The following is a 14,738-nucleotide window of genomic DNA, read 5'->3' on the forward strand; positions in this document are numbered from 1 at the left end:
CAAATGATTTTTGAGATAGTTTCTAGTAGACGTCGCGACAATAGCGTTCATTATCAGCCAGCGTTTCCAGCATTTCTTCCCCGAGAATTTCCGTCAACACCTCATCCACCCCTTGTGCCATCCCTTCCAGACTACCGCAGACATAAATAGCCGCACCTTCGTCGATCCATTGCCGGATCACTTCACGTTTTTCCAGCAACAGATGCTGTACATAGCGCGGCTCGCGTTGATCGCGGGAAAATGCCAGATCAAGGTGCGTGAGATAACCCTGCTTTTTCCATGCTAGAATTTCATCGGCAAAGAAAAAATCATTAGCCAGGGTTCGCTCACCAAAGAGTAACCAGTTACGTCGATAACCGGCACGGATACGCGCACGCAGATGCGCGCGTAAGCCCGCAAGGCCAGTACCATTCCCCACCAGGATTATTGGCCGATCATCGGTGGGCGCATGAAAGCGTTGGTTTACCCGTACCCGTAAAGCAATGTCATCGCCGGCTTGGGCGTAAGCCGTTAGCCAACCGGAACCGAGGCCTAAGGTGTTTTCGGACAACTGCACTTGACGCACAATTAAATCGAGCGTGCCATCTTCCGGCAATGACGCAATGGAATACTCCCGGTGCGGTAACTCCGGTAATTGACCAAGTAAATCTTCAACGGATAACGAACGATAATTTTCGAACGAATGCTCAGGCAAACGGCGACGCATCAGCAGCTGCTCAAGTGACATGCCGGTATCAGCCACGCGGGCGTAACCGTCGAGCGTTAATTCGCGCAGGAATTGTCTTACCCGTGCCGGAGGATTGCAGGGACCAATCTCGGCAATATCGCCGGCCTGCCATTTGCCTGGTGCTATAACTTCTTTAGCGGGTTGCAATTGTATATGGTAGGCGGGATGACCCGGACTATCGGGATTCAAACAGGTTCGCGCGCGTAAACACCAGTTTTCATACCCCGGTTGGCTCCAGTCTGCAAAATGTGTCTGCCCACTGAGTTGCCCGAGATAATATTGCCAATGGCGCAACGCACTTTCATCCTGCTTATCCACTTCCACCACATCAAATAATGATGTGGCACCCCGATGATGCAAGCCATGATTCAACGCATGACCAAAGCCACAAAAATGGCGATAGTCGCGATCACCCAGCGCTAAGATACCGAATTGCAAATGCGCCAGCGCCGCATCATTTTTTTTCAGATAACGCCGCAGAAATGCAGCACCAGTATCTGGCGGTTCACCTTCACCATAGGTACTCACCACAAACAAGGTTCGAGCAGTTTGCGCAAGTAATGACTCATCCACCTTGTGCAGCGACAGCAGCTTGCAGGAAAGCCCGGCCTGTTCCAGTTGCAGTACACTCTGTTGCGCAAGTTTTTCAGCGTTGCCGGTTTGGCTGGCGTATGCGACAAGGATCGCATCTTTCCCTATGCCGCTATCGCTTTGTGTTACGCGTTCGCGCTGACGGTACTTGATCCAGCACAGCAGGCAGAGCGCGATGTAAACCACAATGACTGTAATCGCTAAAAAATAACGCACACCACTCACCTTTGTTATTTCGGGATCTTATTCTCCCGAATAAAAACCCCGCCATAGCGGCGGGGTTTGCGTCGGCCAAAGCCAGTTTAAAACAATTGCTCACTCAGAAAAGGGTTTGCACATTGTTTTGACATTTCACCAATTATTCAGGCAGAACCTCCAGGGTCGCCACGTAGGCACCACGTCGCTGCTTCGCCGGTTTTTTGCCCTTGTCATCACTGTATTCCGCGTTTAACCAATACATACCGGCTTCCGGCCAGGTAATGCTGACTTTACCTTTCTTATCAGTCTCCACCTCAATAGCTGCCTGTTCATTGCGATAACGCATACCGCCGGGAATAGCCGTCACCTTGGCACCGACTGCCGGTTTGCCATCAATCAAAAAAATAAACTCGGCGGTTTCACCGGCAAACAAGTCATTCGGGTGAGTAATCGGCACCATCTCCAGACCGACCTTGGTTGGCTTTAAAACACTGTCGCTGGGAGAGCCAGCTGTAACAAAGGTTTCTATACGATGAGACGATTGGGATATTTGCAAATTTTTAGCTTTTTTGGGGACTTCTTTTTCGAAGCCTTCCTGCGTCGGCGTTACACCGCGTTGCGGCCAGAAACGGCGTTCACCCTCTTCGGTTTCCCAACGGGCATTCAGTCCACTGCTCGCATAAAACACTTTGTAAGTGCCGCTCTGGGAAAGGTTCACATCAAAGGTGCTACGGTATTTTCCTGTGGCAGCATTTTGCAATTCAACGTTCTTTCCGTCTGGCCCGATGGCTTCCAAGCGCTGGTAACCCAGAGGAACATGATTCACATGGAAAATATCATTGGATACCGCCGCGTCAAAGGTTACCCAGACGTCTTCTCCCGACAGCACGGTGGCTGAAGGCGTAATCCAGGCACGGTGGCCGTGGGCCGTCATGGAAACGGTCAAACCCAAGGCGAATACAGAAGCGAGTTTTGCGATTTTATTCATAAGAAAATTCCTTTGCGAAACATCAGTCAATTATTTATTGGCGATAGGTAAAAAATCGGTGATAAAAAATGGCTCAACATCACGGGTTCAACGTCAGCTGAAATACGCCCAGTTCGTTTTTGCCTTGAGCTTTCAAGGTTTCCTGTTTTTTTGGCGGCCACTGGAACGGAATTTTCAACAGTTCGCGTCCACCGACTTCACGTGCGGCTTCAAGAATCAAGGTGTAGTCACCGGCGGGTAATTTACCCAGCGGTTCGACACCTTCCGCAAAGGTAACCGTATGGGTACCGGGAGCACGGGTTGCGCCGCTGACGCCATCTACCGGCATATCCAGCTCGCGCCCGCTGCGACGCCACCATTGGCGCATATCCTTCAGCCAGTCTTCACCTTTATCTTCTTTCATCTCCACGTCATACCAGACGGCGAGGTTGATGACTTTTTTATCTTTGTCTTCCACCCATAAGGCGGTGTAAGGGCGATGGTATTCCGCTACATCCAGACGCGGAATTTCCAGTGAAACAGCCAATTCACCAGCGAAAGCAGCCGTGGACATTATTGCCAGGAACAGAGCAAACAGACGCGAACACATAACGCACTTCTCCATGAAAAAATATTTAATGAATAAACAAGATGGCAAGTAGCAACGGAATAACCAACCCCAGGCCCACCATCGGCCAGGTCGTCGGGCGGCTGCCAGCGTGGCGGTAGAGCAACACCAAGCCGGTGATACAAAAAATCATGCACGCAACGGCGAACACATCGATAAACCAGAACCACACCACACCGGTGTTGCGCCCTTTGTGCAAATCATTGAAATAGGAGACCCAACCGCGATCAGTTTTTTCGTAAAAGAGTTCGCCGCTGGTGATATCAATGGTTAACCAGGCATCGCCACCGGGGCGCGGCAGGGATACATAAATTTCTTCATCGCTCCATTCGGCCAATCGATCGTGTGTGCGAATGGCGTGTTCCGTGTTTAACCACTGCACGAGGTTTTCTGGCAGCGGCGCTTTTTCTTCATCCGGTATGACCATAGGCTGCAAAAGCTCTGCGGGAACCTCTGCCTCGATAGTGTCTATCTGCGGTTTTACCTGAATCTGTGCGGCGTGGTTGAGCGTAATGCCGGTAATGGCAAACAGGAGCATGCCGATCAAACACACGGCTGAACTGATCCAGTGCCATTGACGAACGGTGCCGAGCCAAATAAAACGCGATGGATTTTTTTGATTCATCAAGGTTATACATCCGCCCATTGCCGCAGCAGATTATGGTAGTGGCCCGTCAAGCCGAGCACTTCTGCCGAATCACCCATTTGCTGACGCAGTGACTGAATATTGCAATCCAGTTCATGCAGCATGTTGCGTCGCCAATCGTCGCGCACCATGCTCTGCGTCCAGAAAAAGCTGCACAGACGTTCACCCTGAATCACGGGTTCGACTTTATGCAAACTTGAGGAGGGATACAGAATGACATCTCCGGCGGGGAGCTTTACTTCATGAGTGCCGTAAGTATCCTGCACCACCAATTCACCACCTTCATAATCATCGGGTTCGGTTAAAAACACGGTGGTGGAAAGGTCAGTGCGCAAACTCAGATTGTTGAATGGCAGTTGACGAACAGCGCCATCGACATGAAAACCGTAATGTTCACCGCCGCTATACACATTGAATAATGGCGGCACCGAACGCAGTGGTAAGGCGGCCGACATAAACAACGGGCTGCTGTATAGGCGTTGCAGGATCAATTCGCCCAACTCACGTCCGACTGACGACTCAACCGGCAGTTGGCGATTGCGTTTGACCTGAGCGCCCTGCACTCCCACGGTCGCCCGGCCATCAATCCATTCTGCCTCCGCCAGGCGCGCTCGGCATGCCGTCACTTCAGCTTTACTCAGTACTTCGGGTATGTGAATTAACATATAACTCGCCCTGACAAGCGCGCCCGCACAGAAGGCGGGCGCACGAATAAAACGCGACGGTAATACCTGAGCGTACTAATCACAACCTTTCTGAAATCAGAACTGGAGATCGGCACTGAGCAGGAAGGTACGAGACATACCCGGATTGTAGCGATAGCCGCTCTTATTGATAGCAGCCACATATTCTTCGTCACCCAGGTTGTAAGCGTTCAATCGCACCGTCAGGTTGTCGGTCACCTCGTAGGAAACCACAGCATCAATTACCGTGTAGGAATCGGTGATGGCCGGCGTTCCAACAGCACCGTCAGTACCTCTGTGCAAACCGGCGGTGTAGCGCGCACCACCACCGATGGTAAGACCGAAGGGGAAACGGTAGCTGGTCCAACTGGTGAAGGCTTCGTCCGGGGTATAGGTCAGATTATTGGTACCGTCCGCCGCTATCTCCGGTCCATTTTCCACCTCGGTGGTCATGTTGGTATAGCCAGCAGTAATTTGCCAATTCTCGGTAATGTTGCCGACTGCCGATAGCTCAATACCTTCAACCACTTTCTCGCCTGATTGAGTCGGATTACCTTCGTCATCCAGGTCCTGCGAATTGATTTCGTTGGTGACATCGGTGCGGAATAACGCAAGATTCAATGATAAAGCTTCTTTATACACATCCCACTTGGTGCCCACTTCAAAGGTTTCCGCTTTTTGTGGGTCCAGGTTTGGATTGTTGGCGTTGCTGGCCGAATCGCTGAGCTGGAAGTTTGAGCCGCCGGGCGGTTGTTGCGAAATAGCATAGTTGGCGTAGATGCTGGCAACCTCGACGGGTTTATAAACTGCACCCAACTTCCAGTTAACCAGTGTGTCTTCTGCTTCACCATCAAACGTGTTCACAATACTGCCCACTGGCGCGCCATTACAGGGAACTGCACCCCGGCCCGTGCCGTTATTACAGACGGCATTGCTGTTGTATTCCGTTGTGTAGCGATCAGCACGTACACCGCCGGTCACCAGGAATTGCTCGCTGAACTTCACAGTATCGAATACGTAAAATGACACAGTGTCAGTCTGGCCTTCACTGTTGGCGCCGCTGCGCGACGAGGTCAGATCGCCAGTATCGTTCCAGTCCGGGTTGTACAGATTGACCGCGGGTCGGCTACCGGTGGTGGCGACACCGTAACTGATTTGTTTTTCACGGGTCAGCTCTACGCCGGTGCTCAGGTTGTGTTCAATGGTGCCAGTGTTGAAGTCAACACGCAGGTTGAGCTGATCAGTCACAATTTCGTTTTTAATATCTTTAAAGGTGTTAGTACCGCGAGCCAGGGTGTAAGTGGTTAGATCATTGACGTCGGTCCACCGAATGTTGCCTGTCGGATTACCATCCCCATCCACGCCTCCGGTACTCATGAACGCGGTGAGCAGATAGTCCTGCTCGGTCTCGCCCCAACGCAGGCTGTTAGTTAATGTCACCTTGTCAGAGAAGTCGTGCTCGATACGAAGCGTCGCCATCCTGGCTGTAACGTCATCGTGATCATCGCGCATACCGTAGAAATTTTCTGAATCAACCGGTTGCCCAACAAGCTGCTCAAGCCCCGGCTGCGGCTCCCAGTGAGGCAGACCAATCGTGGGAACATAACCGTCCGGGATGTTTTCCTGCTCTACATACAGCAGATTCACGTAAGCGCGGGTAGCACCGTCCAGGCCAAAACCCAGGGACGGGGCAATACCAATACGCTTGTTGTTTACGTGATCGCGACCGGCGACATCGCTGTCCTGCCACATCAGATTCAGTCGCAATGCACTGCCGGGTATGCTCAAGGCTTGATTGATATCCGCCGTTACACGGTTCTGTTCGTCAGTACCCGTGGTAACCGTACCGGATATGGCATCTTCGAGATAAGCCTGCTTGCTGACCAGGTTAATAGCCCCGGTGGGTGCACTCCGTCCGTTATCCGTACCAGCCGGCCCCTTCTCAACCTCGACCTGCTCGATATTGAACAAATCGCGCGAGATAGAACCCAGATCGCGAACGCCATCCACAAACAAGCTGTTTGAGGTATCGAAGCCGCGCATATAAATCGCATCACCGGTCGTCGTGTTGCCGTTCTCGCCCGCATAAAAGGTGCCGACACCGGCACTGTTGCGCAGCGCTTCGGTCAAGGTCGTCGCGCCTTGTTGGGTAAATACCTGGTTGGTGATGACCTGGATAGTTTGTGGGGTGTCACGTAGCGGCTGCGTAAACTTGGGGGAGCTGACCGTTTCGGCCTTATAAGGTGATTTGACTGCATCAGCTTGGATCTTCACGGTATTCAGGGCTTTCGGTGCCTCATCCTGAGCGACCGCCAATCCCGACGAAGCCAGTAACATCGCGGAAGACAGCGCGGTGGTGGTCAGTCGCGTAGCAGATGAATGTTTCTTGGAGACAATGTGTGTGGCGGCAGGCTTGGATGAGTTCATGATGGTCCTTGAATAATAATGAGACGCAAAGAAGAATAATGCGCGCATATTAACGAGAATCACTTACAACATCAATGATAATTATTCTCAGTAAAAATAAATATCAGCGCCAGGAAAAGGATCAGGTAAAGGCCTATGCAGAAAGAAAAACACCGCTAATCAGCGGTGTTTTCGGAAAGCATGGGGAGAAAATGGACGAGAGATTAAATATAAGCGTTCGAACGATCCGTATGATCCGTCACATCGCGAATGCCTTTTAACTCAGGCAGTTTGTCCATCAGTTGTACTTCGATGCCCTGCTTCAGCGTCACAGCCACGGCACCACAGCCCTGGCAGCCACCGCCAAACTTGAGTACCGCAATCATATCCTCAGTCACTTCAACCAGGCTCACATTGCCGCCATGGGCGGCCAGGCTCGGATTGACGTCGTTGTACAACACATAATTGATGCGATCTTCCAGCGGGCTGTCGTCAGTCACCCGGGGCATCTTGGAGTTGGGCGCACGGATGGTCAGTTGGCCACCCATGCGATCCGGTGAGTAATCGACCTTGGCTTCTTCGAGATACGGGAGGCTGCGAGCTTCAAAATGGGCTTTAAAGCCATTGAGCTGCACCACCTCATCGCCTTCTTTTTCCTCACCGGGACGACAATAGGCGATGCAGGTTTCCGCCTGGGGCGTACCTGGACTGGCAACAAACATACGAATGCCGATGCCATCGTTATCCTTCTGCTTGTCCAGCAACTCTTTGAGATATTGCTGGGCCGATTCGGTGATTTCTACGTTAACACTCATACCTGCTGCTTAACCCCGGATTACCTGATTAATTTAGTCGGGTATTCTACTGTAAAGCCGCCGGCTAAAACACTATGTATTTGCAATCGGCTCGATAGCCAGGACCACGCTTAATTCAAGGTGGCACGCAGGAACGCCAGCATATCGTCCAACACCGGGACTGCATCTTTCTCGAAACAAGTGCCTGAATGTTTATTGCAACCACCATCCATAAAACCATGGCCGCGACCGGGATAAATCTTATAGGTCACCGGCTGGTCGGCTTTTTTCAACAGCTCCACGTAATGCCCTACCATCGCCGGCGTCGTGAGCGTGTCTTTTTCAGCAACGTGGATAAATTGCGGGGGTAGCTGATAGTCCTTGGCATCCGGGATGTTGTAGATCGGCGAGACGGCTTTGTAGTGCTCGGGATGATCCTCCAGCTTGATATCCTTACCGAAGATACCGCGGGGCTCCGCCCCGGCGAACTTCCAGAAAACATTGGACGGCTTCTCAAAACCACCCTTCACTGCCTCGTAAAGATCAAAGGCGCCATAGCTGATAATGGCCGCCTGGACCTTCAAGCCATCGCGTCTCGCCACCTTTTCTGCCGTCTTGCCTTTGGGCAGGTAGGTAGGTTTAAAACCCAGACTTTTGCCTTTAAAACCGTTGCTTTCCAGCTTGCGGCCGCTCATCAGGATCATTGCGGTCAAATGGCCCCCGGCACTGTCGCCGGTGATAGCAATCCGGGTGGGGTCGCCGCCATAGCGGGCGATATTGTCTTTTACCCACAGTAAGCCACCGAAAGCGTCTTCGACCATCTGGTTCAGGGTCGTGGTGTTGTCGTTATCCGGCAGCAGCCGGTAATTCATATTGGCTACCACAAACTCGCCGTGGGAAGCGATGTATTCGGACATGGCCGTCATGGGGGAGTTATCGTTAATCAGCCAGCCGCCGCCGTGATAGATCACCAGTACCGGATAGGCCTTTTTACCTGTTTTAGGCACATAGATGTCCAGCGTCAGCGGGATACCCTCGGGCTTGGCCCACTCGATAGCTTTATGAGTCTGGAATGCATGGGGCTCGGTATCCGCCAAAGCCAGAGAAGCAAACACGGCTAACAACAGACTCAAAAACCATGTGGGGACAAGATTATTCTTATTCATCGCAAAACTCCGTTGATTGGACGTAACACTGGCAGGACAGAATAGCTAGAACAAAGGCCGTTATAACTAGAATAAAAGCCGTTATAAAAAGAGCCGTTATGACAAGGATAGTTAACCTGCTCCGTCTGTTCTATTCACCGAGGGAAATTTGTGACATTTGTAATATCCGGCCAGCGCGCGCGACCCGAGGGCCTGCTAACAGTCATTATCTGGTAGAATCGGCGGCATTTTTTCTGTCCCACAATCTTTTTCGGTCGACTGCTTTTTCAGCCGGCCCTCGCGAAACAACAGGTTTTTCATGAGCATATCCCCCGAGCGCCAGGCCCGTATCGCCGCCCTTCACCAGGCCATTCAACAACGCATCCTGATTCTGGATGGCGGCATGGGCACCATGATCCAGAGCTACAAATTAAAAGAAGCCGATTATCGCGGCGAGCGTTTTGCCAATTACCACATGGACATTGCCGGCAACAACGACTTGCTTTGCATCACCCAACCTGGCGTGATACGCGAAATCCAGCGCGCTTACCTGGATGCCGGCGCCGACATTCTCGAAACCAATACCTTTAACTCCACCCGTGTTTCCATGGCGGATTACGAGATGGAGGACTTGAGCCACGAATTAAATTTTGCTGCCGCCAAACTGGCTCGTGAATTATGCGATGAAGTGACGGCGCTGAATCCGGCCAAACCGCGCTTCGTTGCAGGCGTGCTCGGGCCGACCAGTCGCACCTGCTCCATTTCGCCGGATGTGAATGATCCAGGCGCGCGTAACGTGACGTTTGATCAATTGGTAGAAAATTATCTGGAATCCGTTGACGGTCTGGTAAAAGGCGGCGCGGATTTGATTTTGATTGAAACCATCTTCGATACGCTCAACGCCAAAGCCGCCGTGTTCGCGGTAAAACAATATTTTGATCAGATCGGTTTTGAATTGCCGATTATGATTTCCGGCACAATTACTGATGCCTCCGGCCGTACATTGTCCGGTCAAACCACCGAAGCCTTTTACAATTCCCTGGCCCACACCCAGGCTTTCAGCATGGGTTTGAATTGCGCGTTGGGTGCAAAAGAATTACGCCAATACGTGCAGGAACTATCGCGCGTGGCGGAGTGCTATGTTTCCGCCCACCCAAACGCCGGCTTACCCAATGAGTTTGGTGAATACGATCAAACGCCGGAAGAAATGGTGGCCATTGTTGAAGAATTCGCAGCCAGCGGATTTCTAAATATTATCGGCGGTTGTTGCGGCACCACACCGGAACATATCAAAGCCATTGCTGATGCGGTTGCCAAGTACCCGCCGCGCGCGATTCCCGACATCGAACCTGCCTGTCGCTTGTCCGGACTTGAACCTTTCAACATCACCAAAGATTCGCTGTTTGTGAACGTCGGCGAGCGCTGTAACGTGACCGGCTCAGCGCGCTTTAAACGTCTGGTCGTGGAAGAAGATTATGCCACCGCACTGGAAGTCGCCCTGGAGCAAGTCGAAAACGGCGCGCAGGTGATCGACATCAACATGGACGAAGGCATGCTCGATGCCGAAAAAGCCATGGTGCGTTTTTTGAATCTGATTGCCGGCGAACCGGACATCGCGCGCGTGCCCATCATGGTGGACTCCTCCAAGTGGGAAGTGATCGAAGCCGGCCTGAAATGTATTCAGGGTAAACCCATCGTTAACTCCATCAGCCTGAAAGAAGGTGAAGAAGAATTTCTGCACAAAGCCAAACTGTGTATGCGTTACGGTGCAGCCGTTGTGGTGATGGCGTTTGACGAAACGGGCCAGGCCGATACCCAGGCGCGTAAACGTGAAATTTGTGAACGCTCTTATCGTTTGCTGGTGGATAAGCTCGGTTTTCCGCCGCAGGATATTATCTTCGACCCGAACATTTTTGCGGTCGCAACAGGTATTGAAGAACACAATAATTACGCCGTCGATTTTATCGAAGCCACCCGCTGGATTCGCGCCAATCTGCCCCACGCCGGTATCAGCGGCGGTGTGTCCAACGTGTCTTTCTCGTTCCGTGGGAACAACCCGGTGCGCGAAGCAATTCACTCGGTCTTTTTGTATTACGCGATCAAAGCCGGGATGAATATGGGCATCGTCAACGCCGGTCAGTTGGCGGTGTACGATGATTTGCCGAAAGAACTGAAAGATAAAGTTGAAGATGTGATTCTTAACCGCACCGCTAACGGCACTGAAGCACTGCTGGAGATTGCGGAAAAATATCGCGGCGACGGTTCCACCGGTGAGAAAAAAGAAGACCTTGAGTGGCGCAGCCTGCCCATTGCAAAACGTATTGAATATGCTTTGGTAAAAGGTGTGTCAACCTACATCGAAGCGGATACCGAAGAAGCGCGGCAATTTTACCCTCGCCCGCTCGATGTTATCGAAGGGCCGCTGATGGACGGTATGAACGTGGTCGGCGATTTGTTCGGTGCCGGTAAGATGTTTTTGCCACAAGTGGTGAAATCGGCGCGGGTGATGAAACAATCCGTGGCTTATCTACAGCCTTTTATTGAAGCGGAAAAAACCGAAGCCTCCAAACCCAACGGCAAGATCCTGATGGCCACGGTAAAAGGCGACGTGCATGATATCGGCAAGAATATTGTGGGCGTGGTGTTGCAGTGCAATAACTTCCAGGTCGTTGATCTGGGCGTGATGGTGCCCTGCGAAAAAATCCTCGACACCGCCGTGCGCGAAAATTGCGACATCATTGGCCTGTCCGGTTTAATTACCCCATCGCTGGATGAAATGGTCTTTGTCGCGCGCGAGATGGAACGTCTGGGCATCGACAAACCGCTCATGATCGGCGGCGCAACAACATCCAAGGCCCACACGGCGGTGAAGATCGATCCGGCCTTTAAACTGAACCAGGTGGTGTATGTTCCCGACGCCTCGCGTGCCGTCGGCGTTGCCAGCACGCTATTGTCCGATGAACTGCGCCCGACATTTGTTGATAACCTCAAGCAGGAATATGTGCAGGTCCGCGAACGCAATGCCAATCGCAAGCCGCGTGGCACCGTGCGTACTTATCCTGAAGCGATCGACAAAGGCCTGAAGCTCGATTGGGATCATTACACGCCGCCAACACCCAGCTTTACCGGCATCAAAGTGTTTGAAGACTATGACCTCAACACGCTGGTCGACTTTATCGACTGGACGCCTTTTTTTATCAGTTGGGATCTTGCCGGCAAATACCCGAAAATTCTCGATGATGAGATTGTCGGTGAAGCAGCACGCAACCTGTTCGACGATGCGCAAAAAATGTTGCGCAAACTGATCGATGAAAAACTGATTCGCGCCAACGGTGTCATCGGCTTCTGGCCAGCGAATACTGTTAATCACGATGACATCGCCGTCTATGATGAGAACGGAAAACAAATTTCAACCCTGCATCACATTCGCCAGCAACATCTGAAACAGGGAATGGAAAGCAAACCGCACTTCTCACTGGCAGATTTCGTTGCGCCGAAAGAAACCGGAAAATCGGATTACGTAGGCGGCTTTGCGGTAACTGCCGGCCTCGGAGCCGAAGAGCTTGCCAAGCAATATCAAAATGCCGGCGATGACTACAACAGCATCATGGTCAAAGCCCTTGCGGATCGCTTGGCAGAAGCCTTTGCCGAACATCTGCATCAACGTGTGCGCAAAGAATTCTGGGGCTATGACCGCGAAGAAAATCTCGATAACGAGTCACTGATTAAGGAACAGTACAAAGGCATCCGCCCTGCCCCTGGCTATCCTGCCTGTCCGGATCACACGGAAAAATCGACGCTCTTCAAATTGCTCGACGCCGAGAAAAATACCGGCATCACGCTCACCGAACACTTCGCCATGCTCCCCACCGCGGCCGTATCCGGCTGGTACTTTTCGCATCCGGAATCCGTTTATTTCCCCACTGGGAAAATAGAAAAAGATCAGGTGGAGAGTCTGGCGGAAAGAAAGGGAGTGAGCGTGCAGGAATTGGAGCGGTGGTTAAGTCCGGTGTTGGCGTATTTTCAGTAAAGCATTGGGGAAATTATTATTTTAAACCAGGAAAGACAATTAAAGGTATTTGCCATGAAAATAGAAACCCTTGAGCTCGAAAATTTCAAGATATTTGAAGAAGCTAACATTGATTTTAAAAAAATTACACTTCTAGCAGGAGCGAACAGCGCGGGGAAGACCACTATCCTTAACGCTCTCGCATCGATTATTCAACACAAAAACTCAACCCCTTTTCCATTCAATTACCATAACTACGGAGAAAACGTTCACCTAGGGGGTTTCAAAGACATCATCAATAATGGTGACATAAACAAAGACTTGAAATTAGCCATCAGATTCAAGCATAACGATTCAAGCGCATTCCTGTCTGGAAAATTTTCATATTGCAAAAAGAACTGCAAGATAATCGCAAAAGAAATAATTCTGGAGTTTGATTCCAGAAAGATAGAGCTGAAGAAAACCGAAAATCTTTATGAAATATTCAAAACGGTAAAAAAAATCGATAGCTCAAGCCTTGAAGAAAAAGTAATGAAGACAATGCTTTCTTCAATTTCTTCAGCGCTAGCAGAATTCGATATCTCCAAAAAAAACACTAATAGCAGCAGAAAAAAAGTCCAGGACTTTGAGAAAGAGATAGAAAAATCATTTCAATCCAGCAAGGAGTGGCAAAAAATTTCAGTTAAAAAGGATAGCGATCTTCTATCTACAATTGATGGAAATGTGATATACACCCAAGAAATAGCGAACTTTAAAAAATCTATTAGCAATCTAGACAACCATACAACCTATATTGGACCGATACGTCCGTATCCGTCTCGGCATTATTTCCTACAGTATGCAAATGAAAAGCTTGATTCTTTAGGCAGTAACTCTTTCCAAAGGCTTATTGACTGGGCAAACACGGAACAATCGAAATTTAAGAAAGTAATATCAGATTTAAAGTTCCTAAAATTGGCGGATAAACTGTCAACATCTACAATAAAAGAAGAACTTATAGAACTAGCAGTAAATCCCTGCGATCAAACACAAAATGTAAACATTAGCGATGCCGGATTTGGATTATCTCAAATACTCCCAATACTTATTGCCAATGTTGCAGCAAAAAACGGTAGCACATTACTGATAAATCAGCCTGAAGTTCATCTGCATCCCTCTTGCCAAGCACAACTGGCCAACTATTTCTCCAAAGAGTCTCAAAGCAAAAACTTTATAATAGAAACGCATAGCGAATATCTTATAAATAGATTCAGAATTCTAGTTCAGCGAGGAGACATAAAAGAAGAGGACATCAGTATTGTGTATATAGACAGAGACAAAAGTGGTGCAAAAATACACAATATCGACATTTTACAATCAGGCTCTTTACGAGGCGCACCTAAGAGCTTCTTTGAAACTTACTATACAGATATAAACGAACTTATTCTTGGCTCATAAGGACTTTAAATGACAAGCATAGTTATAGACACATGCGTAATGTCTTTATATGACACACCAATGGATCCAACATATAAGGATCTTTTTAGTTGGCTTTTTGAAAATGGTACTTTGGTGATTAGCCAACACCTTTTGAATGAATACAATCGCAGCAATAATTACAAAATATTTGTATTGTTAGAACATTTAATGCGGCATGAGGAACACAAAAGACTAGTCAAGATACCAAACGATCAGATTAACCAATTTAAGGAAGATAAAAAATTCAAATACACATGTAATCAAGAAGATATTAATAACGCGAGGCTAGTTTTTCTTTCAGAAAGAAAAAAACTTATAACACATGACAAACCCCTTACCACAGATGTCAATAAGTTTAAAAAAGTAGATGGAATAAAACCTAAAGCAACGAAGCAGCCATCAACGGATTTCTACTCTTAGGCTGAGAAATTAAAAAGCTTTTTTAACTCCCTTACCGGGCTGTCTCGTCAAAGGAATGACGACCAA

At 49.7% G+C, this 14,738-nt stretch carries 11 protein-coding genes; 3 read left to right on the forward strand and 8 right to left on the reverse strand.

Annotated elements, in window-relative coordinates; all coding sequences use genetic code 11:
* Window positions 1-22 precede the first annotated feature (22 nt).
* From CBR65_RS06195 to CBR65_RS06230, 8 genes are all read right to left on the reverse strand, one after another.
* A complete protein-coding gene (locus CBR65_RS06195; protein ID WP_198300882.1) occupies window positions 23-1,534 on the reverse strand; it encodes a sulfite reductase flavoprotein subunit alpha in 1,512 nt (503 codons plus the stop codon).
* Between the two features lie 142 nt (window positions 1,535-1,676).
* Window positions 1,677-2,504: a DUF4198 domain-containing protein gene (locus CBR65_RS06200; protein WP_087466054.1), complete on the reverse strand. Its 828-nt coding sequence runs from the start codon at window positions 2,502-2,504 to the stop codon at window positions 1,677-1,679.
* A 79-nt stretch (window positions 2,505-2,583) separates the two neighbouring features.
* A complete protein-coding gene (locus CBR65_RS06205) occupies window positions 2,584-3,093 on the reverse strand; it encodes a DUF2271 domain-containing protein (protein ID WP_087466055.1) in 510 nt (169 codons plus the stop codon).
* 25 nt (window positions 3,094-3,118) lie between these two features.
* A complete protein-coding gene (locus CBR65_RS06210) occupies window positions 3,119-3,736 on the reverse strand; it encodes a PepSY-associated TM helix domain-containing protein (protein ID WP_087466056.1) in 618 nt (205 codons plus the stop codon).
* 5 nt (window positions 3,737-3,741) lie between these two features.
* On the reverse strand, window positions 3,742-4,422 hold the full coding sequence (locus CBR65_RS06215; RefSeq protein WP_087466057.1) for a Fe2+-dependent dioxygenase: 681 nt from the start codon (window positions 4,420-4,422) through the stop codon (window positions 3,742-3,744).
* Between the two features lie 96 nt (window positions 4,423-4,518).
* A complete protein-coding gene (locus CBR65_RS06220) occupies window positions 4,519-6,867 on the reverse strand; it encodes a catecholate siderophore receptor Fiu (RefSeq protein WP_087466058.1) in 2,349 nt (782 codons plus the stop codon).
* A gap of 203 nt (window positions 6,868-7,070) precedes the next feature.
* Entirely contained in the window at window positions 7,071-7,661 is a 591-nt protein-coding gene (nfuA, locus tag CBR65_RS06225; protein WP_087466059.1) for a Fe-S biogenesis protein NfuA, read from the reverse strand.
* A 110-nt stretch (window positions 7,662-7,771) separates the two neighbouring features.
* Window positions 7,772-8,806, reverse strand: a complete 1,035-nt coding sequence (locus tag CBR65_RS06230; RefSeq protein WP_087466060.1) for an alpha/beta hydrolase — start codon at window positions 8,804-8,806, stop codon at window positions 7,772-7,774.
* A 298-nt stretch (window positions 8,807-9,104) separates the two neighbouring features.
* On the opposite strand from CBR65_RS06230, the gene metH reads away from it, so the two are divergent.
* From metH to CBR65_RS06245, 3 genes are read left to right on the forward strand one after another with little or no spacing between them, the layout of a single operon-like run.
* Window positions 9,105-12,815: a methionine synthase gene (gene metH / locus CBR65_RS06235; RefSeq protein ID WP_087466061.1), complete on the forward strand. Its 3,711-nt coding sequence runs from the start codon at window positions 9,105-9,107 to the stop codon at window positions 12,813-12,815.
* A gap of 54 nt (window positions 12,816-12,869) precedes the next feature.
* Window positions 12,870-14,231 carry an AAA family ATPase gene (locus CBR65_RS06240; protein ID WP_087466062.1) on the forward strand — a complete coding sequence of 454 codons (1,362 nt, stop codon included), beginning with the start codon at window positions 12,870-12,872 and terminating at the stop codon, window positions 14,229-14,231.
* 9 nt (window positions 14,232-14,240) lie between these two features.
* Complete coding sequence (locus CBR65_RS06245; protein ID WP_087466063.1) at window positions 14,241-14,672, forward strand: DUF2492 family protein; 432 nt, start codon at window positions 14,241-14,243, stop codon at window positions 14,670-14,672.
* Window positions 14,673-14,738: the final 66 nt, after the last annotated feature.

The organism is Cellvibrio sp. PSBB006, assembly GCF_002162135.1.
Classification (GTDB): Bacteria; Pseudomonadota; Gammaproteobacteria; order Pseudomonadales; family Cellvibrionaceae; genus Cellvibrio.

Coding starts and splice junctions, on each gene's coding strand:
- CBR65_RS06200 (WP_087466054.1), bottom strand. CDS start 2,504: ATGAATAAAATCGCAAAACTCGCTTCTGTATTCGCCTTGGGTTTGACC.
- CBR65_RS06205 (WP_087466055.1), bottom strand. CDS start 3,093: ATGTGTTCGCGTCTGTTTGCTCTGTTCCTGGCAATAATGTCCACGGCT.
- CBR65_RS06210 (WP_087466056.1), bottom strand. CDS start 3,736: ATGAATCAAAAAAATCCATCGCGTTTTATTTGGCTCGGCACCGTTCGT.
- CBR65_RS06215 (WP_087466057.1), bottom strand. CDS start 4,422: ATGTTAATTCACATACCCGAAGTACTGAGTAAAGCTGAAGTGACGGCA.
- CBR65_RS06220 (WP_087466058.1), bottom strand. CDS start 6,867: ATGAACTCATCCAAGCCTGCCGCCACACACATTGTCTCCAAGAAACAT.
- nfuA (WP_087466059.1), bottom strand. CDS start 7,661: ATGAGTGTTAACGTAGAAATCACCGAATCGGCCCAGCAATATCTCAAA.
- CBR65_RS06230 (WP_087466060.1), bottom strand. CDS start 8,806: ATGAATAAGAATAATCTTGTCCCCACATGGTTTTTGAGTCTGTTGTTA.
- metH (WP_087466061.1), top strand. CDS start 9,105: ATGAGCATATCCCCCGAGCGCCAGGCCCGTATCGCCGCCCTTCACCAG.
- CBR65_RS06240 (WP_087466062.1), top strand. CDS start 12,870: ATGAAAATAGAAACCCTTGAGCTCGAAAATTTCAAGATATTTGAAGAA.
- CBR65_RS06245 (WP_087466063.1), top strand. CDS start 14,241: ATGACAAGCATAGTTATAGACACATGCGTAATGTCTTTATATGACACA.